Genomic DNA, 26,371 nt, shown 5'->3' on the forward strand with positions numbered 1-26,371 from the left:
AGTATTATGCTTACAGAAATTGCCTACAGGGAAGTGGAAATATTTTATTTTTTTTCTGGCGTGATGCGGTATCTTTTAGGTATTCCCGTTTCAATACCATAAAATACCTGTTCATGATCTTCAAATTCAATTTATTATAGCTTTCAGATGCTTTCTTTCTCCCGCACGGCCCAACAACCTGCAGCACCAACCAGTGCAGCATCTTCATTCAGTTTGGAGATATGGACAGGCGTATTGATCCCTTGCGATTCGAGGTATTTAAGCACACCGGGCAAAAAGCGGGCGGATGCATTGGCAATGTTACCGCCAATTACAATTGCTTCTACTCCATGATCTTGTTGAAAATTTTTGAGGAAAAGACCCAGGTTATGGCCAAATTCTGTAAATATTTTCCGCACCGTTTGGTTCTCCTCATAAAGCAGGGCCAGCTCGCGAACATTCAGGATATTTAAACTGGTGAGTTCATAATAACGTTTCAAAAACCAACGGGTAGACAGGTAATCCTCTGCTATTCCGTTCAAAAAAGACGAACACCACAGGTTGGCATCGGTAATTTTTCCTTCTTTACAAACGGCACTTCCGAGTCCGGTGCCCAAGGTAATGCCAATCAGGTTTTGGTAGGAACGGGCTTCACCCGCAAATACCTCTCCGGCCAAAAAGCAGGCAGCATCGTTGCCCATTAAAATCTGATCAGGGCTTATCTCCAGTTCTCCAGCCAGCATGTCTTTTATGTTCAGGCCATAAAAAGCAGCATATTTATCATTGCCGGCAATATAAGAGATGCCATTAACATAATCGAAAGGCCCTGGCATGGCGATGCCCAAGCGGTCAATCTGGATACCTGCTTTTTTATAACCAGCTTTAATTGCATTACACCACGTGTGGATTATCTGTGTGGTTGAGCCATGAGAATCGACGCGTTCTCGCGTGTAGGAATTTTTAAGAATGTTCCGTTGCTGCATATCGAGTACGGCAACTGTAATGTGCGAACCCCCGATATCAATGCCCATTACGTATTTGTTTTTATTCATTATCTTCTGCTTCAATAGGTCTATAAGTGGCTGGTGTCTTACGAGTACACCGAATTGAAGAGTCCTTTTTTTGTTAAATTGCCTACAACGGGAATATTTTTTTATGAAATATTTTTTATTACCTTACATTTGGTTCAAAAACTAACCAAGTTGAAAGCAGCTAAACCGAATTTAGTCGTTTTATGGAATAAGATTTGTCTTGAAGATGATGTGAAATCTTTTGAGCAGCTTTACCGCTTTCTGTATACCCGCTTAATTAAATTTTCTATTTATTATGTAAATGATAAACCTGCTGCGGAAGATATTGTGGCCGAAGTATTTATTAAATGCTGGGAAAACCGCGCAGCAGGCGCCCATGTGCTAAACCCGGAAAGTTACTTTTTTATCGCCGTAAAAAATCAATCACTTAAGCACCTTAAAAAAAATTCTTCCATTACGTTTATCGATTTAGTAGACGTAGAAGAGGATCGTCCGGTCAGCACACACACGCCAGATTACATCATGGAAACCAAAGAATTGCACCGGCAGCTTGACCTGGCCATTGATGGTTTGGCCCCACAAGCGGCTATGGTTTTTAGGCTGATTAAAGAAAGTGGGATGAAGTACAAAGAAGTGGCAGAGCTATTGGATATCTCGCCCCGAACGGTGCAAACTCAATTGTTCAGGGCAATTACAAAACTCCGGTTGGTGTTACAGCCGTTAAAAGATAACAGCGCAAATGAAAAAAAACTGGGAAAATTCATCTCTCTGGTTATATTAGTAGGAAGTATATCTTTTTTATACTTTTTGTAGGCAATTTTAAAAGAAAAGAGAACTTAATAATAAAGGGCGGAAAAAAAATGACAGATCAACGATTTACAGAATTGCTTGGAAAACAATTAGCCGGTGAAATATCATCGGGTGAATCTGTTGAACTGAAATCTATTTTAGACGCTAACGAGGCCCTCAGAACAGAATATAAACAACTGCAGGCCTATTTCGAATCGGAAACGGCAGCAGATGAAAATATGGAAACCGTTTTGGACCGGATCAAGGCACAGATCAAAGTTCCTGATCAGGCCAATTTAGCCATTAGCAAAAATAAACCCGGTGTTACCTGGCTAAAAATTGCGGCAGTTTTAGCCATAGTTTTGGTGGGATTATTGATTTATAACAGGGACACAATTTTTATTGATAAAACCAATAATGAGGTTTTGGTAAACGTACAAACCAGGGCGTCCGAAATTAAAACAATTGTACTGGCCGATGGCTCTACCGTTAAAATCAATTCGGGAAGCAGTTTTAAATATCCCCGGAACTTTAAAGGTGCCAGCAGAAATGTTTACCTGTCGGGTGAGGCTTTTTTTGAAGTGAAAAAAGATGCGAGCCATCCCTTTATTGTTCATACAGCGCAACTGGCAGTAAAGGTATTGGGTACTTCCTTTGATGTTAAAGCCTACCAAAATGATTCTCTAACTGAAACATCCTTAATTAGCGGTAAGGTAGCCATCTCGATGAAAGATAATGCCGCAAAGACCTTTATTTTAAAACCAAATGATAAGTTTACGCTTGCAAATGGCAAGGCAAGCTTGGGTAAGCTCACTTATTTTAGTGGCACGGAAAATAACCGGGTAATGGAAACAGCCTGGACAAAACACGAACTCATTTATAAAAACAATCGTTTTGATGAAATTGCAAGGCTTTTTGAGCGGTGGTACGATGTCAAAATTACGTTTAAAGACCCTCAGCTGAAAGCAGTTAAATTTACAGGACACGTAGATAAGGAAACCCTTACCGAAGCCTTAAACGTATTAAAACTGATCGAGAATTTCAATTATTCCATTGAAGGTAAAAATGTATATATCTACCATTAGTACAAACAATTAAGCGATGTATATTTGTAGTCATGAGTGGTGCGCAGAGAATTATATTTTTAATTGGATTAATTTCTTCGCTATGCGCCAAAGCGCAAACTAAAGTTACTTTAAATTTTACCGACGCAAGCTTTGAAAAGGTAATAGAGGCGATACAACGGCAAACTGTTTATCATTTTGCCTATGGCGAGTCTAAAATACTCCAGCACCAGGTATCTGTTAAGGTAGAAAAAGAAGAGGCCATAAAAGTCATCGGTCAATTGCTGCTCCACAGTGGTTATACCTATACTGTACTTCCCAATAATTTAATTGTAATCAGAAAAAATACCGAGGTGAAAACGGGATCAGACAGTGTCCGTTTTTTAAAAGAGGTCGTAATTACGGCTTTGGGTATCGAAAAAGATAACCGGAAAGTGGGTTATGCCCTCACCACTATTAAGGGGAGTTCTATTGCCAAAGCAAGGGAAAGCAATATGATGATGATGTTGCAGGGCAGGGTAGCCGGACTAAATATTGCAGGAATAAACGGCGGCCCGGGGTCTGCGGCACGTATACTGATCCGTGGGGTTTCCAGCATGACGGCTGCCTCCCCGTTATTTATCGTAAACGGGGTACCCATTGATAACAGCATCAGGGGAAGTGCAAACGAATATGGCGGAGCCGATTATGGCGACGGCATCAGTAATATTAACCCGGATGATATTGAAACGATTACCATACTGAAAGGCTCGGCTGCTTCAGCTTTATACGGTGCAAGGGCAGCAAACGGGGTAATTCTCATTAACTTAAAAAGTGGTGGGGAAAATGGCAAACCAAAGCTGGAGTACAATACAAATTTAACATTTGATGTGCCGGTTAATTCAACAGGTTTTCAATATTTGTATGGGCAGGGGGCTCAGAATAAACGTCCTGCCGATCTGTCCAACGCCATTTCTACCGGTTTATTAAGCTGGGGCGAAATAATGGATGGCCGGCTAACTGCGCAGGTTGATGGTTCTATGCGGCCATATTCGCCTGTTAAAAACAATATCCAAACTTTTTACCGCACTGCTCCGGCATTTATCAATACCCTTTCGGTAGTTGGCGGAAATACCCGTAATAATTACCGCGTTTCGGTATCTAATTTAGATTACAGTTCTATCTTAACCAATGGCGCATTAAATCGAAAAACATTAAACCTTTATGGTATGGTGGCACTAAGCCCTAAACTATCGCTGAGTTTTACTGGAAATTACATTTACGAAAGAAATAAGAACAAAAGTTACCTCAGCGATGGTCCATTAAATGCAAATTATGGCATTTCGGCGCTTGCCACGAGTTTAGACCAATCGATGCTGGCTCCTGGTTTTGATGCACAAACAGGCTTTGAAACCCGGTGGAATGCAGATGAATATAAAACCAACCCGTATTTTTTAATGAACAAACAGGCCGATTATGCCAACAGGAACCGCTACATCACTTCGGCCGTGTTAAATTATAAGCTGGCCAGCTGGGCCTCACTTCAGGGCCGGATAGGTTACGATTCGAGTAAAGACGAGGTGGTGAGTATTCTGCCTACCGGGATCGCATTTTCGATTAACAGGCAGGGCGGAATGAATGCTTACGATCAGAACCAAACTTCAGAACTGAATAGCGATATTTTGTTCAGCGCCAGCCGGAACCTCAGCGATAAATGGAATCTCGAATTTTCGGCAGGTGCAAATTACCGGGAAAGGAGGGGCAATAGTGTAAAACTGAAAGGATCGCAGTTTAAAGTCCCTTACCTGTATATTCCCGAAAACCTGGTTACCAGTACAAAAACAATGGCCATATCTAAAATTGTGACCGAATCGGCCTATTACACGGCCGATGTAAGCTATCAGCGTTATCTTAATTTCTCTGTTACAGGGCGTTACGATATTTATTCTACCCTGCCGGCAAACAACCGGGGCATATTTGTACCCGGTGTATCAGGAAGTTTTATTTTTTCAGACCTTTTGAATCTAAAAGATTTGGATTTTGGTAAACTGCGCCTGGATTTTGCCAAAACCAGCGGCGAGCCCATTGTACCCTATACCACACAAATTTATTATACCGTAGATAATCAGGTAAACGGTACTCCTGTTGGCGGTTTTTCAGGCGATTTACCCAACTATAATTTAAAGCCCTTTACCTTAAACGAAATAGAAGCAGGCCTCGATCTTAAGTTTTTCAATAGCCGTATCGATATCGATTTTACCTATTTTAACCGCACCACCCGGAATGAAATCATTAATGCAAAGCAATCTGTTACCACAGGTTTTACTTCGGCTTACGTTAACCTGGGTGAAACCCGTAATGCAGGAATGGAACTTGCAATAGGATACACACCCATTCTAACTGCAACCAGCAAATGGAAGGTTAATTTTAATTTAACCAAGGTAAAAAATACGCTGCTTTCTATCGACGGAAATAGTAATTATACCCTTACCGGTACATACAGGCCCTTAAATGCGAATACAGCACTTGTGGTAGGCAAACCCATTACGCAAATTATGGCTTATGATTACCTGCATGATGCCAATGGGAATGTTGTTATCGGATCGGATGGAATACCCAAGAGAGGTAATTTTATCCCAATGGGTGGTACCATGCCTACTTTATACGGAGGAATTACCAATAGTTTTAACTACGGGCAATTCAGTTTTTCTTTCCTGATCGATTACCGCTTCGGCAATAAAATTTTATCGGCAACAGAATATTACAGTTATGTGCTCGGTTTAAACCAGGCTACTTTGCCAGGCAGGGAAACAGGCATTGTGGCCAATGGAGTGATGGAAAACGGGCAAAAAAATACCATTAATGTTCCGGCTTATGCCTATTACCCCGAGCTGGCTACCAATATTTCGGCCCTATCAGTACTTAATGGTAGTTTTATTAAAGTGAGGCAGGCAACAATTGGCTACGCCTTTAATGAACGTTTCCTGAAAAGAACCCCATTTAGTGGTGTAGAGATCGACCTGGTGGCCCGGAACCTGTTTACGCTGCTTAAATATACGAAAAACATAGATCCTGAATCGCAGTTTTCTCCAACACTTGGTTACGCAGGAATAGAAGGGGCCTCATTACCGGCAACGCGGATGTTTGGGATTAATTTTAATTTTAAATTCAGGTAAGGATTAATCATGAGAAAATTGCATATAATCGGTTTTTTAGCCCTGGTTTTAATGGGCAGTTGTTCTAAAACAGCTTTGGATCAGATCAATACCGACCCGACCAAACTTACTGAAAGCAATTACGATCCTAATAGCCTGCTTGCACAGGCACAGTTAAAATATGCCAATTTGGGTTATTACCAGCTTTTGTACCAAAGTACGATGACGCAGTTACTGGCCTCAACCTATTATTATTACAACAATGGCGATAAATATATCAATGTGGGTAGTTTTACCGATTATCAGGGACGTATTTTTGATGAAGGGTATACGGATGCTTCCTACATCAGGGAGATGCAAAGACTGGCCAGATTAAAGGATCCGGAAGCATATCAAAATCTAATCGCAATAGGCGATATGATGTTCGTGCTGGTTTTACAAAGAATTACCGATACCTATGGCGATGTACCTTACTCGCAGGCGGTTAAAGCAATGCAGGGCATTAAGTATCCGGTTTATGACCGCCAGGAGGATATTTATGCCCGGATGCTGGCTGACCTTGAAGAGGCCATCGCCAGATTGGACACAGAAAAACCCGGGCCTACAGCCGATCTTTTTTACAAGGGCGACATTAGCAAATGGAAAAGGTTTGGGTATTCTCTAATGCTTAGACTGGCCATGCGATTAACCAAAGTTGATCCGGAAAAAGCCAGGATATGGACTGAAAAAGCTGCTGGCAAAACCTTTACCGGCATTAATGACAATGCGATCCTTTTAACTGATGCTTCATCTTTTAATAGCCAGAATGGAACATCACTTGCCTTAAGAACCTATTCAGATTACCTGGAGGTTCGCTGGAGCAAAACCTTAATTGACCAATTACGGAACAGCAGCGACCCCAGGCTGGGCATTATAGGCGAAATACCGAAAGATGGCCTGGCTAAAAATGCAGACCAGAATCTGGCTGGAAATACAGATGCAACCATTCAGCTGGGGCTGCCAAACGGGTACGACCTGCAGGGCGGCGATACCGATATCAGTCGTTCGCCAGGTTATCCCGGTGGTACCGGTAGCGCTAATGATTTTGCCCCACTGGGTAAATATTCGAGGCCGCGCACTGCCTTATACCTTAAATTAGGCGGACCGATTTTTATCCTCAGTTATGCTGAAACTGAATTTTTGCTTGCCGAAGCAAAGGTAAGGGGCTGGAACATAAACGGAAATGCAAATCTACATTACACGAATGGGATAAGCGGTGCAATACAATCACTGGCACAGCTGGATCCTTTGGCTGCGTTAGATACAAAAAAAATCAGTGATTTTGTAAATCAGAACATGCTTGACGAAAGCAGTACTCAAAATGCACTTAAAGCCATTAATACCCAATATTGGATAGCAACCGGTACCAATTTTAATTTTATAGAAGCCTGGCTAAATTGGAAACGAAGCGATTATCCAAAACTTACGCCGGTTAATTATAAAGGTAATGTAACCCAGGGTACTATACCAAGAAGGTTAATTTACCTTTCGACAGAAATTCTGAATAACCCGCAGAACTATAAAGATGCAGTAGCGCGGTTAACGGGTGGCGATGTTCTTACAGCAAGGGTTTGGTGGGACAAGTAAAAACCAAATAATTAATACCTCATAGGACTGTTACAGGTATCTGATGTGTGTTTTTTCCTTTCCGCGGTTAATGCCTTTAATCACCAGGTATATACCTGTAAATAAAAGAACGGCTGCAATAAACATACCCGCTGCAATCGGCAAAAATATAATTGCAGCATTAAAAAACTCATTCCAGTTTATGTGTAAATAGAAAAAGAAAACCAGCAATAAAAAACTTAGTAATATCAAGAAGGCAGCAAAAAAATACAGGGTTCCGGAGGTGGTATTGATTTTCATGTGTTTTTAAAATGATTAACAGGTGAAACGATCAGCAAGATTTAATGGAGGTAAGGGTTCTGTGGAATGTAGACCAAATGGTAACCATTTTTTTTAAGGAGGCCAATGGTTTGCTCATCAGGGAGCTGTTTAAAAATAACGGTAGTTAATACCTGTGCAGGTACAAGTTTTAGCTTTACCAGCGTATCAGCAAGAAACTTCTTCATTTTGATCAGGAAAAATTGCTTATTGCAGAGGTCTGTCGATATCGATTCTGCTCCCTTAAACCAGTAATTTGGATTAATTTTTTTAAAGGCAACCATTGGTAAGCCTAAACCTGCAGCCAGTTTTTCAAATTCGCGTTCAGAAACTTTGTATACAAAATTTCCAACGGGCTCGAATGAAAACCGGTTTTTCCACAATTTATTTAAAAAAGGGGCATTCCGGGAAAAAATATTGCTTAACATTAATAACAGCGGCATTTTAGCAATGGGATCTTGTGGTTCTATTACCACCACACCTAGTTTGGCCACCCTGATCATCTCGTACATAGCAACATAAGGTCTCGGAAAATGGTGGTAAGACTCTTTACAAAGTACAAAATCGAAACTGTTATCATGCTGTGTGAGTTTTTCTGCGTTTTCTGCCACACAGGCATTAATAATCCCTTCTTTTAATGCAACGGTTAAAAAATCGGTATTAAGATCGGTTGCCAGTACATGGTTGCCGGATTGCAGGATGTATTGTGCATCAAATCCGTAGGCATCTCCAACAGTGAGCCAATTCAGGTGTTTTTTGGTCAGGAGTGGGTCGAGACAACTGAAAAATAGCTGCTGAAGCCAGCTGGCAACATTATTTTTTCCTGTAGCCTTTATCTTTTCATAATGATCGCTTTTAGCACTTTCGGATGGGAAATGTACATTGTACCATTCGTTGTGTCGGTTATAGCTTTCATTGTGGCGCATAATTTTCTGATTTATAGAGTATACGGCCCCACCAGCCAAAACGCTTGGTAGAAAAATAAAATGCAGAAATAAAAAATAAATTAATTTTAACCCAGCGTTTTTAATACCTACTGCGTAACCTTATTAGCATACGATGAAAAACCGCTTACCGAACCAAATGGATGAACCTTTTTTTTAAGCAGAATACTAAACTAATCAAAGGTTGTAAAGCCAATGAACGGCAGGCGCAGGAGGGTCTTTATAAACTTTACTATGCAGACATGCTGCGTATTTGTCTTCGTTATTTAAAATCAGACGACCTGGCACAAGATGCATTAAATGTTGGCTTTTTGAAGGTTTTTCAAAACATCCAAACTTTTGATGCTAATAAAGGAGCATTTGGTGCCTGGATAAGAACTGTAATGGTGAGGTCGTGCATCGATATAAGCCGTAGAGAGGCAAAGTTTAATGAAACAATCAATCAGGATGAGATTGAAGAAATTTTTATCCAGCCATCGGTTTTAGATCAACTTTTTGTAGAAGATCTCCTGAAATTAATAAGGCAATTGCCTACAGCTACTCAGCTGGTGTTTAACCTTTCGGTGATAGACGGCTATTCACATAAAGAAATTGGAGAACATTTGAATATTACCGAGAGCACCTCAAGGTGGCACCTCACAGAAGCAAAGAAACAGTTGAGGAAAATGTTAGTTTCCCCGGCCATTGATAAACCAACTGAAAACACAAAAACGAAATGAGAAATTCAGCATGGTATCATAAACTCTGGCGAAATAAATTCGATAGTTTTCCGGTTAAGGATACTCCGGATGCCGCATGGACGGGTATGCACAAGTTACTTAACGAGCAGATGCCGGTCAGTACAGCAGGTGGCCACGGACCTCATGTATCAACAGGGGCGAAATTGTTCAAAATAATTGGTTATACGCTATCTGTTGCGGTTACAGCTTCCACGGTTGGTTATTTCGCCGTTCTGAAACCAAAAAATAAACAGAAAGAACTCAAAAAGAAGATCAAGCCCATCCTGGTAGATTCAACACCTGTGGATAGCAACAAGGTGTTACATTATAATGAAATAGTTGATAAAACGCTAATTAAGGACAGCACTACGGGGACAGGCGATTCAGTAAATGTGACTGCAGAGCGAGATAAAGCAGTTGACCCTACTGCAGCTGAGCTTTTAAAACAGGCTATGCGTATGGAAAATATAACTTCATCTGCTGCTAAATCGAATGCTGTTTCTCCTTTTAAAAACGAGCATGGTGTTACACAAAGGCCAGGTCAGTTTAAATCATCCGGAAATTTCGGACCGGGAATACTAAAACCTGATTCAAAAGTTGAGGGCCACAGAAATATTGTTCAAGAAGTTGATGGCCAATTTACAAAGGGTACCAATGTATTACTGGCACCAAAAGGGTTTCAGCAAGGCGATATATTAGCTCATCTTCCTTCATCAGTTTCTATTATAAATCGCAATACAGCTTTACCGGTTTACAGCTCTAGTGATCTGCAAAATGCCTCATTGGTAAATAGTAATAACAGCAAAGGACGGAATCTCGATCGAACAGATCGCCATACGCTTGACAAAAACCAGAAGGTGAAAAATACCAGACCGGGTAAGATTAAAACGACCCAAACTAAACGAGAAGATAAAACCGAGCCAACCTATAATTATGGCATAAGCACCGGAATGAATGTACAAAAAGACAATAGCAGTTTTTATGCAGGCATATTCGGTACCTGGGCGCTAAATAAGAAATGGAAACTTGCGGTTGGTTTAAATCTCAACAGCAATCAAAAAATCGAAGGGCAATTTACTCACCCTAGTTATTACCGTCCGGATTCGTTACCGCCGTTTACCATTACAGCTACGCGAAAAGTGATTACGATAGATATCCCGTTAACTGCAGCTTATAAGCTATCCAAACATATCGATCTTAAAGCCGGTCCAATAATTAGTTTTACCGGCAAACCGTCTAAAATAATTAGCAGATTAAATCCGATTGCCGATCCGCGTGATACGTTATACCACAGCAAGCAGATCGACTCAACCTTGGTTAATACAAATGTTAATAAGATAAACATCGGAATAACAGGCGGCATCAGTATTCACGTTAAACAATTTGATATAAATGGCAGCTATCAATGGTTAACACCATACAAGGTGAGCAATAGTTTGGGCTCTTTTAAACAGATCAATCAGGTGTTTAGGATCGGGGTGGGGTATCGGTTTAGGTAGAAACCAGGGATCGATGGGCCAAAGGTCCTTCGCATGCGCCACCATTGACAGGTCTCTCAGGAATGCCGTCATTGCGAGAAGGCTTTTTCAGTCGACGAAGCAATCTTTCATGCCAGTAATGACGATTTTTCGGGTAAACCAATACCGTTGGGTTCTCCTGTCGCTCATCTTGATTTTTATAAAATAAATTATTCCTCAGGATGACAACCAGAGAAATAAACGCATAAAAAATGCCTCCCGAAACCGGGAGGCATTTTTTATGGATAAGGACTTTCTTAAAAAGAATAAGTGAGCCCCCCGAAAATATTAAATCCATTCACCTGGTAATACAGATACCGGCTATAGTTTGTATTTAAAATATTGTTTGCTTTGGCAAAAACAGAGAATTTTTTGTTGATACGATAATCTGCACCAAGACCTAAATCTACAAAACCTTTAACCGTAACGATTGATTCAATTGATGGGTTCGGAATCACATATTGAGATGGAGGAACCGGGTTAGCAATATTTACTTTTGCCTTAACATCATCCTGGATCACGACACCGGCATTAAAGCTTAATTTTTTATTGTAAGTGTAAACCAAATTAGAGCTCACTTTTAAGCCGGGCTTAAACCAGGAGTAGGTTTCAGAAGCCGGTTTCCAGTCGTCGAGGTTTAATTTACCCGTCCATTTTAAGGCATCGCTTACCTGAACAGAAATTTCGCCCTCTAAGCCTGTTAATTTTGTTTTACCGAAATCGTAGATGACATCAAACTTGTTAAAGTCAGTATAGTTATTGATAAACAATGGCATATCATCAAACTGTTTTACGTAAATACGGGCTTTGTAACCAAAACCCGGGCCACCAGTACCTTTAACCCCTGCACTGAAACTTAGTTTTTCAACAGTATTTTTAATTACTGCATTGCTGTTTAACCAAGGGTTTTCATCTGTAAAGCCTTTTAATGAGTTTCGGTTTACATCACCCTTAACTTCTCCGAAAACCTGTAAATAATCAGGAATCAAAGTAAAATCTGCGGTAACTGCCGGGAATATCCTGGAGCTGCTAACAGCGCCAAACTCCTGTACAAAATTAATTCCGGCGGTAATTTTAGCTCCTTTAACCTGTAAACGGATATAGGGATTTAAACGCAAAAGGTTATTGCCAACACTTGTCAGCGCATCTTTACTGTTGCCAAATTCGGTTGATGCTGCCAAACCTAAGTTTAAGGAATTGATGCGTTTGTTTACATAACCGTTTAAGCTCAGGTAGTTTTCTTTGGCACTAAATTTATCATTCCAGATATAGCCATTGGCTTTTAATGCGTAACTGAAAGCATCTTCATCTTCTGTAAAGTTCTTTACCAGTTCGCCTTCCAGTTCGATGGTGGTTAAAGCCTGCTTTTCCGGGTTAGGATTCAGGGTAGGTCGGTCATCATCTATCCCGTAAAAATAGGTGCCGTTACGTTCAAAATTAATCCTGCCGCTCACTGTATTTTGATCGAGGATACTGCGTCCAAAAATGCTTAACTGTTGGTTACTGCTGTTTTGTTTGTTCAGCTTTCCTTCCTGGCTAAAATGTTTAAAATAGCCGCCAAGCTGAAGGCCTTCATCTTTTCCGGTATTAAAATAGGCCTCCCCCAAAAGTGTAGCCAGCGAACCGAATGCACCTTTAACATAATTGTTAACCAAAATACTCGCCTTTTCTTCGGCCAATGCCTGCGCCTGCAGTTTTTGGATATCGCTGTTCAACTCCAGCTTCCTGTCTAAAATGCTGTAGTTCAGCTTGGCTTTATAGGTTTTAATATCGTCCAAATTCGGACTTCTTCTCAGTTTTACTGCCTCTGCCAGAATGGGTTTATAAGGCCGAACAACTTCTATTTCTTCTTTTACAACACCTTTTTCATCAGTTTTTTTGTCCTGCGCCCGTGCAGTCATTAACCCGGCAGCCAAAAAAAACAGTGAACTATATATATATTTAATCGATTTCATAATGCTACTTCTTCTGGTTTAGTTTTTCAAGTTTTTCTTTGGCCGTAGGAATGATATCATCCTTGCCTTCGTAATTATCAATAATACTGAGAAGTGTGCTCTTTGCCTGCAAATTATCTTTCAGGGCAACATAGTTATCCGATAAAAGAATAAATGCTTTAGCTACCCAATAATCATAAGCGGCCATGTTGTTGATCAGATCAAAACAGGTTTTGGATGAGGTTTTATAATCACCTTTGTTATATTCTACCAAAGCCAGGTTGTATTTTGCCTCGGCTGCGGCAACTGTTTTGGTTTTGGCCACTACGTTTTTAAATTCCTTAACTGCGGTGGTGGTATCGCCTTTCAGCAAATAGGCTTTCCCCGAGAATAAACCTGAACTGTTTTTCTCTTCTTCAGAAGCTTTTTCCGAATCTTTGGTCAGTTGTGCATATTTCAGCATATCATCTGGCATGTTTAAAGCGGTGTAAGCCTTTAACAGGTTATTGATGGCGAAGCTGTAGTGCGATTTATAATCGGTTGTGGTTTCCAGTCTTTTCAGGTAAACAATGGCCTCATTGTATTTCTTCTGATTTAAGAACAATTGCGAAATGCTTACGAGTGAGCGTTCAGTATAATCGCTGGTCCAGTCGTTTAAGATAAATTCATAATCCGGGATCGCCTCATCCGGACGTTTTAATTTTACCAGCGATTCGGCCCTGATAAATTTGGCTTCTTTCTCATGATTGGCTTTCGGGAATTTATCAAAATAAGCATTAACGGCCTGGAACGCACCGTTGGCATCGCCTTTTAAATAAAGGTTGTTTACGGCAGCGAAAACAATATTATCCTGCTCATTGCTCGAGTAATTGCCCAGTGGCGTAGTATTGGCATAGGCAATAAAACCATTTGCATCACCACGGTCTACATAAATGTTTTTGATAGACTCCATAGCCTGTTTGGCTTCATCAGAGGTTGGGTAATCAGCAATCACCTTTTTAAACGATTCTAAAGCAGCATCGTCCTGATCCTGGTTGTACTGAACTAAGCCAATCGTTACCAGTGCTTTTGCTACGTAGCTGCTGTGTGGGTATTTGGCAATTAAGGCTACAAGATCTGATTTTGATTTATCGAAATCTCCTTTATTAAAGTAAGTATAGGCCGTTTCGAAACCGGCATCGTCTGCATAATTCGAGTTTGGAAAAGCCTTTAATAAATTTTGCATGGTTGCGATTTTCGCATCATATTGGTTTTCCAATCCCTGGATCATCCCTTTCTGGAACGTGGCATAATCTTCAGAAGCAGTGTGCCTGCTGATGATTTTGTTATAATTTGCCATTGCGTCGCCATAATTTTTATTCACAAAATAGGAGTCGGCTAAACGGATGGTTGCATCATCAATGGTTTTTTGGTCTTTATCATTGCCTGCCAAAAATTTTTCGAAATAATTTGCTGCCTTACTATATTTTTCGTCCTCGAAAGCGGCATAGGCCAGGGCATAGTTCGCAAAATTATAAACGCCGGTTTTATCTGCATCCGGCATTTTCAAAAACTTTTCGAAAGTGGTAACCGATTCTCCGTATTTACGCAGTTCGTACATCGATTCTGCTTTCCAGTAAGTATTTAAAGCATTTATTTCATTGTCTTCTGGGAACTTTTCGGAGCGTAAAAACATCGATAACGCATTAGGGAAGGCCCTTTCGTTATAAAATTCTAATCCACGGAAATAAGTAACTTTCTGATAAGCCTCTTTAGCCTCGAGGTTTTTGTCGGGAATAGGCTCCAGAATATCTACAGCTGCCTGGTAATTTTTGGTGGTTAATAAAACCTCACCCAATAAAGTTTTGGCTTCGTTTATCTTGCGCGATTTTGGAAAGGTTTTTAAGAAACCCTGGGTCGCTTCTAAAGCTTGTTGATGGAATTCTAATTCGTAACTTAACTTGGCATAGTTTAACCAGGCTTCTTCCTGTATAGCCTTATCGAAGCTTAAACGCGAAGCCCTGAAAAAAGCACTCTGCGCTTTCTGCTTGTTACCTAACTGGATAAAAGCTTTACCCAGGGTGTGCATACCGTTTTGCAGGTAAATATCATCGGTATTTAACTTTTCTAATACGGCTACTGATTCTTTATATTTTTTATTCTGGAATAAGGAGTAACCGTACTGGTAAATAAAGAGGTTGTTCTTGGTTTCGTTTTTATCTTTGGCATAATATTCAGCAAAATACTTTTCGGCATTTTTGAATTCAGATTTTGCAAAATAAGATGCCGCTACCAAACTCAGCATTTCCGGTTCGAACTGCTGTTTGGTTTTTTGAATGGCCGCCAAAGCATAGCTGATCACATCGTCATAGCGCTCGTCAAGATAGTACATCGAAGTGATGTAGTAGGGATAGCTGGCCTCATAGGTAGGAGAACCCTTTAACTTTTCGAAGTTGGCCAAAGCCGTTTTATACTCTTTATTTAAGTAATTGATATAAGCAAAGTAGTAGGTGGCACTTTCCTGAAAATCGCCTTCTTCTTTTTTAACCTTTTCGAACAAAGGCTCGGCTTTGTCGTAGTCTTTAAGTTCAAAATAGGCATAACCCTGTTTAAACTGGTATTCATTTCTTTGTTTGCCCGAAAGGGTGGAAGGGTCTGTTTTCTCAAACCATTCTAAAGATTTTTTATAGTTTTTCTGGTTAAAATAAGTTTTTCCAACATAAAAATAAGCCAGTTTGGTATTCGGGTTTAACGGATAATCGCGGATAAAAGCCTGAAACAAACTCTCGGCATCGCTATTGGTTAACTCTAACGCGCAAACGGCAGCATAGAATTTGGCATTCTCCTTTAGTAAAGACAGTTCGGAGTTGCTTTCTGTTTGTGTAGAAGGTTTATAGCGTTGCAGCTCAACCAGTTTAAACTGTTGTGCAGCCGCAGTGTATTTTTCTTTCTCTAATAATTCTAAGCCCGTTTGATAGTTTTTGTTAAGGTTCTGCACGGCGCTAACTTGGGCGTAGGTGCTAAAACCTCCTGCTAAAATTAGCGGAATTAATAAGTATTTTTTCTGCATTGGTTTCAAATATGGTTGGTACTAAATTAGAAATAGTATCAAAGCTTATCAACAGAAGTAATTAACATCTGTTAATAACACAAATAAACGACTGGATTTTTGGTTTGGTATTAAGGTGTATACGAATGTGGAAAAGTTGAAGGGTTCATTGGTCATTTGTTCACTAGTCATTGGTACCGCCACTTCCAGTAGGGGTTCATTGGTTCATTCGTCAATAGTTCATTGGTACCACCGCATCCGTCATTGTGAAGCGGCTTTTCAGCTAACAAAGCAATCTAGTAGAAGGGGTAACTAGTCAATCATATAAATTGGTTAATTGCCATAAGCTATTAGCAATGGATTATTTACTAATGCATTGCTAAAAAAGATGCTGGATTTAGTCCTTTTGGCAAGATGCTAGATTATGCACTCTGCACTAATGAACGATGACCAATTGAACTAACCTATCCCTGGCTTGCTAGTAAATACAGCACCGCCATTCTTACCGCCACGCCGTTTTCTACCTGTTCTAAAATGATCGATTGTTTGCTGTCGGCCACATCGCTGGTGATCTCCACACCACGGTTAATCGGGCCCGGGTGCATTACCACGATTTCTTTATCCAAGTTATCCAAGATCTGTTTATTTAAGCCATACATCATAGCATATTCCCTTAAAGATGGGAAATATTTAATGTCCTGGCGCTCCAGCTGGATACGCAGCATATTGGCTACGTCGCACCAGTTTAGGGCTTTAATGAGGTTGTGTTCTACTTTTACCCCCAGTTGGTGGATATTTTTCGGGATCAAGGTAGTTGGTCCGCATACCATTACCTCGGCACCTAGGCGCTGTAAGCAAAGGATGTTCGAGATGGCTACGCGTGAGTGTAAAATGTCGCCTACAATGACTACTTTTTTACCGGCTACATCGCCAAGTTTCTGACGGATGGAGAAAGCATCAAGCAAAGCCTGTGTAGGGTGTTCGTGCGCACCATCGCCGGCATTTACAATCTGCGCCTTTACGTGTTTACTTAAAAACTGACCGGCACCTGCATAGGGATGACGCATCACCACCATATCAACTTTCATTGATAAGATATTGTTTACGGTATCAATAAGGGTTTCGCCTTTGCTTACCGATGAAGATGAAGCAGCAAAATTAATCACATCGGCCGAAAGCCTTTTTTCTGCGAGCTCGAAAGAAAGTTTGGTACGCGTAGAATTTTCAAAAAAGATATTGGCAATCGTAATATCGCGGAGTGAAGGAACCTTTTTGATGGGCCTGTTAATCACTTCCTTGAAATTATCTGCAGTTTCGAAAATCAATTCGATATCATTCCGGTTAATATCTTTAATGCCTAAAAGATGTCGGGTTGATAGTTTTTCTGCTGCCATTTTTATTTATTGTTGTCCGATATTAAAATCACTTTGTCTTCACTTCCTTCGCTCGCCCAGGTTACTTTTACCTGTTGCGAGTTTAAGCTATCTACCTGATGGCCAATGTAATCCGGTTCTATAGGTAAATGCCTGCTAAACCTACGGTCTATTAAAACTAAAAGCTCCACTTTCTCTGGTCGGCCATAAGCAAGTAAGGCATCAAGTGCTGCCCTAATGGTTCTTCCGGTCCAAAGTACATCGTCAATTAAGATCACTTTTTTGCCTTCGATAATAAAATCGATCGAGTTGCTGCTCGCGGTAACCAACCCATCTTTACGGCGAAAATCGTCTCTGAAGAAAGTAATATCGAGATTGCCCTTTACTATTTTCTTGTTTTTATGGATGGTTTGTAATTCCTGGTGAATACGGTCTGCCAAAAAAATACCCCTTGGCTGGATGCCAATTAAAACCGTATTGGAGAAATCGTCGTGGTTTTCAATTAATTGATGGCAGAGCCTCTTAATTGTAATCTGAATTTTTTGCCCGTCAAGAAGTGTTTTCTTTTGCATTGAAGAAGGATTGGGCAAATATATAAAAATGTTTTAAGCTAAGAAAGTGGAATGCAGATTGTTTATGGCTTTACCCTTAAATTGTTCTGTTACAAGATTAAAAACTGTTTTTCTTATGCTATTTTTTTGGAAAGCAATGGTTGCTTTTCCGCTTAATGTTAGTCCGGCTGTACACTGTAGTCCCGATTTGCAATCGTGAGCTGCCGTTTCCATCCGGTTTAGGTGGCCAGTTTTTGCAATTATTCAGGGTAAAACCAAACGCATTATATTCATCAATATTCTTATTTTTATAACTTATGATGCAAAAACCTGTAATCTTTTTTGATGGTGTTTGTAACCTCTGTCACTCATCTGTTCAGTTTGTCATTGCGCATGATAAAAAGGATCAATTCAGATTTACTCCGCTACAAGGTGATTATGCCAGAGAAATGCTGCCAAAATTTAATGTGGATACAGAAAAATTGAATACCATTTTGTTATTGGAAGATGGAAAACTCTACATCAAATCTTCTGCAGCACTAAGGATAGCCCGAAAACTTAATGGATTATTTCCGCTTTTGTACGTATTTCTCATTGTTCCCAAATTTATACGCGACTGGTTTTACGATATGATTGCCAAAAACCGTTACAAATGGTGGGGAAAGCAGGAGAGTTGCTGGCTGCCAACGCCCGAATTAAAAAGTAAGTTTTACCCTTAGTTTTATGGTTTGTTTTTCTTTCCACGCGGCGACCACAACCAAAGCGATAATACAATTAATGGAATACAGATGCTCAATGAAATTACAATCAGAATCGGACGCTGTTTAACCATGTCTGCTTCCTGGGAGATAAAAACGTATACTGCCTCTTTGATGGCAAATAGGGTAACAAGGGTAGAGAGAACAGCCAATAGTTTACGCATGGTTTAATTTTTACTGCAAAGATTGCATAAATTTTTAAAAACAAGAATCATGCTGAACTAAATTCAGCATGACAGGCAGTAAACAAAAATTCGGCCGGATTGCTCCAAACGGACCTGTGTTTACGAACTAAACGAAAATTATTCTGCTGTTTTAACAGGCTCAAGATTTTTCAGTTCTTCTTCGGAGAACAGGCGGTAATGGATCTTGAATGTCTTTTGAAGTGGGGTTTCTAAAGAAAATCCACCAACGCCAAAGCCATCCAGCACATCTAAAGTAAAATGTGAGGATTTCCAGTATTCAAAAAGGTCCCGGTCTACCCAAAATTCGCAGCCCTCTACTTCGCCCAAACAAACATCACGCATACGGAGGTAATAACCGCCTTTTTCAAAACATTGGGGTTGTGTACCTTCACAGCAGCCTCCCGCCTGATAGAACATCAGTTCCCCATGTTGTTCTTTTAAAATTGCAATCAGCTCTTTTGCTTTTGCTGTGCTGTCTATTCGCTTAATCATAGTGATGTATAGATGGTTTTACTGTTCTTCGCATTTCAATAGTTGTATCGTTCATGGTCTAATGGCTGATAGCCGTATTGCTAAATTAATTTTCGCAAGGTTCGGCTTTTATGAAACACGAGGCCATGAACTAACCAACTACGAACTATGATCTGACTAAAAGAAACCTAATTTATTTTTATCATATGAAATGAGCATGTTTTTAGTCTGACGGTAATGGCCCAACATCATTTTATGATTCTCTCTGCCAACTCCTGATTGTTTATATCCTCCGAAGGGTGCGCCTGCCGGGTAAGAGTGGTATTGATTTACCCATACACGTCCTGCTTGTATGGCGTGCGGTACCTGGTAAAGTTCGTGTGCATCGCGTGTCCAAACACCGGCACCCAAACCATACAACGTATCATTTGCAATTTCAATCGCCTCTTCGACGGTTTTAAAGGTGGTAACGGCCAATACCGGGCCGAAAATTTCCTCCTGGAAGATCCGCATTCTATTATGGCCCTTGAAAATGGTGGGTTTGATGTAATATCCCCCGCCCAACTCACCAGCTAATTTATTTACTTCTCCGCCGGTTAACACTTCTGCACCTTCTTCTTTACCTAATTTAATGTATTGCGCAATTTTTTCATATTGGATTTTCGAAGCTTGTGCACCCATCATTACCGTTTTATCCAAAGGATTTCCTATTTTAATGGCTTCAGTTCTTTCAATCACTTTAGCTATAAATCTTTCATAAATATCTTCCTGAACCAATAAGCGTGATGGACAGGTACAAATCTCGCCCTGATTTAAAGCGAACATCACTGCGCCTTCTACCGCTTTATCTAAAAAGGCATCGTCTTCATCCATTACCGAGCTAAAGAAAATGTTAGGTGATTTACCCCCCAGTTCCAAGGTAACCGGTATGATATTCTCGGTAGCATACTGCATCACTAACCTGCCGGTAGGCGTAGATCCGGTAAATGCGGCTTTTGATATTTTTGGATTGGTAACCAGGGCGCGGCCAAGTTCTGCTCCAAAACCATTCACTACATTCACCACTCCCGGGGGCAATAGGTCGCCAATCAGTTCCATCAACACCATAATTGAAATCGGCGTACTCTCAGCTGGTTTCAGCACTACGCAATTACCCGCTGCAAGTGCCGGAGCCAGTTTCCATATCCCCATCAGGAGTGGGAAATTCCACGGAATAATCTGGGCCACCACGCCAATTGGCTCATGAACAATAAGGGAAACAGTGTTTTGATCAAGTTCGGATAACGAACCTTCCTCAGCGCGGATCACCCCCGCGAAATACCTGAAGTGGTCTATACCAAGCGGTAAATCAGCTGCCAGCGTTTCTCTAACTGCTTTTCCATTGTCGATGGTCTCAACAGTTGCCAGATATTCAAGGTTATCTTCCATCCGTTGCGCAATTTTATTTAAGATAATACTTCTTTCAGTTGAGGAGGTTTTGCTCCAGGTTTTAAAAGCTTCATGCGCCGCATCAATAGCCAATTCTAAATCCTCTTTGGTAGAATGTGCCGCTTTGGTAAATACTTTGCCATCAATCGGGGATATATTGTCAAAATAAGCCCCTTTAACCGGTGCTACAAATTTTCCTCCGATATAGTTATCGTAATGGGATTTGAATGATGGTTTTTCCATTAAATTTTCCATAATTATTATTGATTATCAAATTTAAAAAGCCATCATGAGCGGGATTAGGTACAGGACATAATAACATTGCTCATCATGATTTTTGTGGTAATAAGATTTGGTTGATACAAACCTAATGGCAAAGGGTTGGGTACAGATAGCATAATCAGATCAATTGATAGCATTATTGTTTCAGGTTTTGTAATCTTCTTGAAACAGTATGTATTCAGGTGGCCAGCCCGTGCAGGTTTTCTCATTTAGCAGTAAAAGGAGCGCTTTGGGCAAGATTAAAAAACAGACCGAAATTTTTATATTTGATGATAGTAAATAGATCTAACCAAATTATTTCGGTTTATGCAATATACATTGGACCAGGTAAAGCTCAGTGCTTCGGAAACTTTACAGACTTTGATAGAGAATAGGACCTCATATACGCTAGAACGCTGCGAATTAAATGTTTTTGAAACCTACACCCAATCTTATAAAGTCCCCTTAACATTTAACGATTTTGTGATTACGAGTATGCTAAGGGGGAGAAAGGTTATGCACCTGTTTGATAAGGAGGGTTTCGACTATTTTCCCGGTCAAACGGTAATTGTCCCTCCGTCGGTTACCATGGAAATTGATTTTCCTGAAGCTACGGGTATGAACCCTACTCAATGCATTGCGCTGGCTATTGACCAGGGGCAGATTCAAAAAACAATTGCCTATTTAAACGAATTTTTCCCAAGGGAGGGAAGTAACGAAAAATGGTTGTTGAATGATGATGAATACCATTTTTATAACAATGAAGAAATTGCCTACCTCATTAACAAGGTCATCCGCATCTGCTCTGAAGATACCAGAGAAAAAGATGTTCTGGCCGATTTAACCTTAAAAGAATTGCTGGTACGCATTATGCAGACCCAAAATCTTAAAACCATCGGCGACGACAGTTATAGCCTCAGTCAAAATCCACTGGCCTTTGTGCTCAATTACATTAAATCCAACCTAAACGAGAAGATCAGCATCAACAGCCTGAGCGACAAGGCCTGCATGAGCAAGGCCACCTTTTATCGATTGTTTAAACGCGAACTTGGCATTAGTCCCAACGATTTTATACAGGCAGAAAAAATAAACAAAGCAAAAATTCTACTTTCCCAGCCCAGGTCAAAAGTAGCTTCGATCAGTTATGAACTGGGGTTTAACGATGCCAATTATTTTATCCGGACATTCAAGAAGATCGTAGGCATTACACCGGGAGCTTACCAGTTGCAAATGGCAAAGCAGATTATTCATTAATTTTCCAAATACCTTTTCGAATAGGTAATGCCCATTAAATCGTAGCGTTTAAACTGTGTCATCAATCTTTTTCGAAAATCAGGATAATTCCTTTTTTCCTTTGGACTCCACAAAATTTCGCTCAGCGCATCTAACCTTGGGAAAAGCTGGTACTGTACTTTAGCAGGATTGGTAATGTATTCGCTCCACAAACAGCCCTGTGCACCCCAGATGTATTCTGCCTGTCTGGCACTTAATTCTGCAGGTATGGGTTCGTAGTTGTACACATCGGCAAGTAACGATGGGGTACTTGCCGTTAAACTATCTTCTTTTACAAACTGACCATGATTGAAGTAGAATTTGTTTTCCGGGGTCATAATGGCTTTATGATTTTGTTTTGCGGCCTCAATGCCACCTTTTTCGCCCTGCCAGCTCATCACCACAGCATTTGGTGCCAGGCCGCCCTGTAAAATCTCGTTCCAGCCAATAATGGTTTTGCCCTTGCTGTTTACAAATTTCTCCATCCTCCGGATAAAATAACTTTGCAGCTCACTTTCATTTTTTAAGCCCTTAGCCTTCATGATCTGCTGCGAAACGGCCGATTGTTTCCACCATACTTTAGAAGCCTCATCGCCACCAATGTGGATATAAGGAGAAGGGAATAAGTTCATTACCTCTGTTAAAACATTTTCTAAAAACTTAAAAGTAGTATCAGAAACCTGCAGTACATTGTTGTATTTGTTCATCATGCCCCAGGTTTCAGCAACTGTGTACTTTTTGTCCGGTTCGGTACCTAATTCAGGATACGCCGCAAGTAAAGCTATACTGTGCGCAGGCATTTCAATTTCGGGAATAATGGTAATATAGCGCTTAGCGGCATACTCAACCACTTCTTTAATTTGCTCCTGCGTGTAAAAGCCACCATGGCGAATGCCATCTGTTTTAATTACCGCATCTTTTGGCGTAATTTTAATTTCGTTTGGTAGTACCTGGTATTTAATGTTTTCATTGCCCTTGCCCGGCCATAAACCAATAATACTGCCATTACGCCAGGCCCCTATTTCGGTTAATTTAGGGTATTTTTTGATTTCGATCCGCCAGCCATGGTCATCAGTTAAATGCCAATGGAAATAATTCATTTTATGCAGGGCCAGGTAATCGATATATTGTTTCACAAAATCGACCCCAAAAAAATGGCGGCTTACATCGAGGTGCATGCCACGGTATGCAAAACGGGGGTGGTCTATGATCGTTATTGAAGGAACCGTTAGCTTATTATTTAAGTCAGCAGGAAGTAATTGGATAACTGACTGGATGCCATAAAATACACCTGCCGCTGATGTACCGGTGATGGTGATGTTACGGTCAGACGCAATCAGGTTATATGCATCTTCAAACTCACTAATTCTTGTGTTTGAAATCAGTGCGATAAAATTTTTGTTCGGGGTAACCTTAGTGATATTGAGTTTTAGGTTGAAGTATTTTTGAAGATAATTACTTAGGAAATCTGCGGTTGGAGCCAAGGTAGAATCTATTACAACGATTTGCGTTTTCGAATCAATGACGAAAGGTTTTTTGCCAGACGCTGTTTGCTGATAAGCCGGCTGCGGTATAATATTAATTTCCTGAGCAGAAACTTTGAGCGAAATAAGGGTTAGAAACAAAAAGATAATTTTTCTCATGCTGAAAAGGCTTGGTTACGCTTTTCAAAAGTAATGATAATAGGCGGTTGAAAGGAAAAGGTTTGTAAGGACGAATTACTTTGTTACATAAACCCGATAGGATGGATGCCGTTTTTCACGGCAGGAAGGATAGCGGGGCTGTGGTTACCGATAAGCAGTTACTTTCGTTTTCTAATTATTATTAAGCATATAAGACATTTAAGAAAATATAAGCCCTTTCCAGTTCTTAATTGAACTAAACGAGATTGCTTCGGCTCCCTTAAACCCAGCCTCGCAATTGACAATCTGTGAGACTGAAATTCCGTGAGCTCCGTGTTTTCGTGGCTAAATGATAAACGGGGTAGCAAAAAATAAACACAAAAAAAATCCCGATAACTTTCGCTATCGGGATTAATTTATCAGTTAAAAAGAACTAGCCTTTTTTAGCTTTGCTTTCTTCGCCTTCTAATTGCGATTTCAGTTGAGCCAATACGTCTAAGTCTCCTAAAGTAGATTTCTCTACAGAATCTTTAACTTTTTTAACCGCAGTTACAGCAGCTTTAGCTTCTTTTTTCTTAGTTGCTCTTTCTTCAGCAACAGCTTCAGCTTTAACCTCTTCCCAGATACGGGCGTGAGATACTACAATGCGTTTAGCTTCTTTGTTAAACTCAATGATTTTGAAGTCGTTGGTTTCTTCAGCTTTAACTGAAGTACCATCTTCTTTAACCATGTGTTTAGTTGGTACGAAACCTTCTACACCATAAGGTAAAGCAATAACAGCACCTTTATCAGTTACTTTAACAACAGTACCCTGGTGAACCGAATCTAAAGTGAAGATCGTTTCGAAAGTATCCCAAGGGTTTTCTTCTAATTGTTTATGACCTAAGCTTAATTTGCGGTTATCAACGTCTAATTCTAAAACAACTACGTCTAATACATCACCAACTTTAGTGAATTCATTAGGGTGGTTTACTTTTTTAGACCATGATAAGTCAGAGATGTGGATTAAACCATCAATACCTTCCTCGATTTCAACAAAAACACCGAAGTTAGTCATGTTTTTAACAGTTGCTTTGTGCTTGCTTCCAACTGGGAATTTAGCAGCAACTTCTTGCCATGGATCGTTAGATAATTGTTTAATACCTAAGCTCATTTTGCGCTCGTCTCTGTCTAAAGTTAATACTTCAGCTTCGATCTCGTCACCAACTTTTAAGAATTCCTGAGGATTTCTTAAGTTTTGCGACCAGCTCATTTCAGAAACGTGGATTAAACCTTCAACACCTGGGATGATTTCTAAGAAAGCACCGTAATCTGCTACAGTTACGATTTTTCCTTTTACTTTAGAACCCACTTGGATGTCGGCATCTAAATTTTCCCAAGGGTGTGGAGTTAATTGTTTCAAGCCTAAAGCGATACGTTTTTTCTCATCATCGAAATCTAAAACAACCACGTTGATTTTTTCATCTAATGATAATACTTCTTTCGGATGCTCTATGCGGCCCCAAGAAATGTCAGTAATGTGAAGTAAACCATCTACACCACCTAAATCGATGAACACACCGAAATCAGTAATGTTTTTAACCGTACCTTCCAATACCTGACCTTTTTCAAGTTTAGAAACGATTTCTACTTTTTGTGATTCTAAATCGTCTTCAATTAACACTTTGTGTGAAACCACTACGTTTTTAAACTCGTGGTTAATTTTAACAACTTTGAATTCCATTGTTTTACCCACGTATACATCGTAATCGCGGATAGGTTTAATATCAATTTGAGATCCTGGTAAGAAAGCCTCAACGCCCATGATATCAACAATTAAACCACCTTTAGTACGGCTCTTAACGAAACCGTTGATGATTCTGTCGTTCTCAAGAGCCTCGTTAATTGCTTCCCATGATCTTTGGGTTTTAGCTCTTTTGCGTGAAAGGATCAACTGACCGTTAGCATCTTCTGGTGCTTCAACGAATACGTCAACTGAATCGCCGATTTTTAGATCTGGTGTATCACGGAACTCAGAAGTAGAAACTAAACCGTCTGATTTAAAACCTACGTTTAATACTACGTCTTTATTGTTGATTGAAACAACAATACCGCTGATAATTTCACCTTTAGTGATCTGGTTGAATGTTCCGGCATACATATCTTCAAACTTTTTACGGTCTGCCTCATTGTAATTACCAAAAACTTTTTCATCAGCATCCCAGTCGAAATCTTCGCTTGGTGTTGCTAATGATGATTTGATCGATTCGATCGAAACTGAATCAGCTTCTGATTCAATAGTTTCTTTTTCAGTCAGGCGTCCGCCTTCTCCCTGAAGCTCAGCTGTTTTTGCTGCTAATTCTTTTTCTGCTACTTGTTTTTTAGCCATTAATTAATTGTCTCCTTTTT

General features: G+C 40.2%; 20 protein-coding genes. 8 read left to right on the forward strand and 12 right to left on the reverse strand.

All coding sequences use genetic code 11. The annotated features are described in order from the left end of the window. Nucleotides 1-143: 143 nt before the first annotated feature. On the reverse strand, nucleotides 144-1,031 hold the full coding sequence (locus tag GGQ60_RS00075) for an ROK family protein (RefSeq protein ID WP_183759361.1): 888 nt from the start codon (nucleotides 1,029-1,031) through the stop codon (nucleotides 144-146). A 150-nt stretch (nucleotides 1,032-1,181) separates the two neighbouring features. On the opposite strand from GGQ60_RS00075, the gene GGQ60_RS00080 reads away from it, so the two are divergent. From GGQ60_RS00080 to GGQ60_RS00095, 4 genes are read left to right on the forward strand one after another with little or no spacing between them, the layout of a single operon-like run. Further along, the gene (locus GGQ60_RS00080; protein ID WP_183759362.1) at nucleotides 1,182-1,823 is read left to right on the forward strand and encodes an RNA polymerase sigma-70 factor; all 642 of its coding nucleotides are present in this window, start codon (nucleotides 1,182-1,184) and stop codon (nucleotides 1,821-1,823) included. Nucleotides 1,824-1,870: 47 nt separating this feature from the next. Next, nucleotides 1,871-2,884, forward strand: coding sequence for a FecR family protein (locus tag GGQ60_RS00085; protein WP_183759363.1), 1,014 nt, complete (start codon nucleotides 1,871-1,873; stop codon nucleotides 2,882-2,884). Nucleotides 2,885-2,916: 32 nt separating this feature from the next. After that, nucleotides 2,917-6,018 carry a SusC/RagA family TonB-linked outer membrane protein gene (locus tag GGQ60_RS00090; protein WP_183759364.1) on the forward strand — a complete coding sequence of 1,034 codons (3,102 nt, stop codon included), beginning with the start codon at nucleotides 2,917-2,919 and terminating at the stop codon, nucleotides 6,016-6,018. A gap of 9 nt (nucleotides 6,019-6,027) precedes the next feature. Continuing rightward, on the forward strand, nucleotides 6,028-7,623 hold the full coding sequence (locus GGQ60_RS00095; protein ID WP_183759365.1) for a SusD/RagB family nutrient-binding outer membrane lipoprotein: 1,596 nt from the start codon (nucleotides 6,028-6,030) through the stop codon (nucleotides 7,621-7,623). 30 nt (nucleotides 7,624-7,653) lie between these two features. On the opposite strand, the gene GGQ60_RS00100 is transcribed toward GGQ60_RS00095, so the two are convergent. Further along, complete coding sequence (locus tag GGQ60_RS00100; protein WP_183759366.1) at nucleotides 7,654-7,902, reverse strand: hypothetical protein; 249 nt, start codon at nucleotides 7,900-7,902, stop codon at nucleotides 7,654-7,656. A 41-nt stretch (nucleotides 7,903-7,943) separates the two neighbouring features. Next, nucleotides 7,944-8,846, reverse strand: a complete 903-nt coding sequence (locus GGQ60_RS00105; protein ID WP_183759367.1) for a class I SAM-dependent methyltransferase — start codon at nucleotides 8,844-8,846, stop codon at nucleotides 7,944-7,946. Between the two features lie 161 nt (nucleotides 8,847-9,007). On the opposite strand from GGQ60_RS00105, the gene GGQ60_RS00110 reads away from it, so the two are divergent. Continuing rightward, nucleotides 9,008-9,583 carry an RNA polymerase sigma factor gene (locus GGQ60_RS00110; protein ID WP_183759368.1) on the forward strand — a complete coding sequence of 192 codons (576 nt, stop codon included), beginning with the start codon at nucleotides 9,008-9,010 and terminating at the stop codon, nucleotides 9,581-9,583. Beyond that, complete coding sequence (locus tag GGQ60_RS00115; protein ID WP_183759369.1) at nucleotides 9,580-11,082, forward strand: hypothetical protein; 1,503 nt, start codon at nucleotides 9,580-9,582, stop codon at nucleotides 11,080-11,082. Before GGQ60_RS00110 ends, GGQ60_RS00115 begins: the two co-directional genes overlap by 4 nt. A 275-nt stretch (nucleotides 11,083-11,357) precedes the next feature. On the opposite strand, the gene GGQ60_RS00120 is transcribed toward GGQ60_RS00115, so the two are convergent. The 4 genes from GGQ60_RS00120 to pyrR all read right to left on the reverse strand — a co-directional run bounded on the left by GGQ60_RS00120 (nucleotide 11,358) and on the right by pyrR (nucleotide 18,007). Beyond that, a complete protein-coding gene (locus GGQ60_RS00120; RefSeq protein ID WP_183759370.1) occupies nucleotides 11,358-13,055 on the reverse strand; it encodes a TonB-dependent receptor in 1,698 nt (565 codons plus the stop codon). A 4-nt stretch (nucleotides 13,056-13,059) separates the two neighbouring features. After that, nucleotides 13,060-16,083 (reverse strand): tetratricopeptide repeat protein, encoded by a 3,024-nt coding sequence (locus GGQ60_RS00125; protein WP_183759371.1) that lies wholly within the window; start codon nucleotides 16,081-16,083, stop codon nucleotides 13,060-13,062. Nucleotides 16,084-16,526: 443 nt separating this feature from the next. Then, nucleotides 16,527-17,456: an aspartate carbamoyltransferase catalytic subunit gene (locus GGQ60_RS00130; protein ID WP_183759372.1), complete on the reverse strand. Its 930-nt coding sequence runs from the start codon at nucleotides 17,454-17,456 to the stop codon at nucleotides 16,527-16,529. A 2-nt stretch (nucleotides 17,457-17,458) separates the two neighbouring features. After that, nucleotides 17,459-18,007: a bifunctional pyr operon transcriptional regulator/uracil phosphoribosyltransferase PyrR gene (gene pyrR / locus GGQ60_RS00135; RefSeq protein ID WP_183759373.1), complete on the reverse strand. Its 549-nt coding sequence runs from the start codon at nucleotides 18,005-18,007 to the stop codon at nucleotides 17,459-17,461. A 296-nt stretch (nucleotides 18,008-18,303) separates the two neighbouring features. Here pyrR and GGQ60_RS00140 point away from each other — a divergent pair, with 296 nt between their 5' ends. Beyond that, the gene (locus GGQ60_RS00140; protein ID WP_221235844.1) at nucleotides 18,304-18,705 is read left to right on the forward strand and encodes a thiol-disulfide oxidoreductase DCC family protein; all 402 of its coding nucleotides are present in this window, start codon (nucleotides 18,304-18,306) and stop codon (nucleotides 18,703-18,705) included. Between the two features lie 2 nt (nucleotides 18,706-18,707). On the opposite strand, the gene GGQ60_RS00145 is transcribed toward GGQ60_RS00140, so the two are convergent. The 3 genes from GGQ60_RS00145 to GGQ60_RS00155 form a co-directional block, all read right to left on the reverse strand. After that, nucleotides 18,708-18,908, reverse strand: a complete 201-nt coding sequence (locus tag GGQ60_RS00145) for a hypothetical protein (RefSeq protein WP_183759374.1) — start codon at nucleotides 18,906-18,908, stop codon at nucleotides 18,708-18,710. Between the two features lie 138 nt (nucleotides 18,909-19,046). Then, nucleotides 19,047-19,421: a DUF779 domain-containing protein gene (locus GGQ60_RS00150; RefSeq protein WP_183759375.1), complete on the reverse strand. Its 375-nt coding sequence runs from the start codon at nucleotides 19,419-19,421 to the stop codon at nucleotides 19,047-19,049. Between the two features lie 156 nt (nucleotides 19,422-19,577). Further along, nucleotides 19,578-21,083, reverse strand: coding sequence for an aldehyde dehydrogenase family protein (locus GGQ60_RS00155; RefSeq protein ID WP_183759376.1), 1,506 nt, complete (start codon nucleotides 21,081-21,083; stop codon nucleotides 19,578-19,580). 333 nt (nucleotides 21,084-21,416) lie between these two features. On the opposite strand from GGQ60_RS00155, the gene GGQ60_RS00160 reads away from it, so the two are divergent. Beyond that, nucleotides 21,417-22,343, forward strand: coding sequence for a helix-turn-helix domain-containing protein (locus GGQ60_RS00160; protein ID WP_183759377.1), 927 nt, complete (start codon nucleotides 21,417-21,419; stop codon nucleotides 22,341-22,343). Here GGQ60_RS00160 and GGQ60_RS00165 read toward each other — a convergent pair. Together GGQ60_RS00165 and rpsA are read right to left on the reverse strand one after the other, a co-directional pair. Further along, entirely contained in the window at nucleotides 22,340-24,004 is a 1,665-nt protein-coding gene (locus tag GGQ60_RS00165) for a beta-N-acetylhexosaminidase (protein ID WP_183759378.1), read from the reverse strand. The genes GGQ60_RS00160 and GGQ60_RS00165 overlap by 4 nt on opposite strands. Nucleotides 24,005-24,416: 412 nt before the next feature. Further along, on the reverse strand, nucleotides 24,417-26,351 hold the full coding sequence (gene rpsA / locus GGQ60_RS00170; RefSeq protein WP_183759379.1) for a 30S ribosomal protein S1: 1,935 nt from the start codon (nucleotides 26,349-26,351) through the stop codon (nucleotides 24,417-24,419). Nucleotides 26,352-26,371: the final 20 nt, after the last annotated feature.

Origin of the sequence: Pedobacter zeae (assembly GCF_014196715.1) — a bacterium.
In the GTDB taxonomy this organism is placed as follows: domain Bacteria; phylum Bacteroidota; class Bacteroidia; order Sphingobacteriales; family Sphingobacteriaceae; genus Pedobacter; species Pedobacter zeae.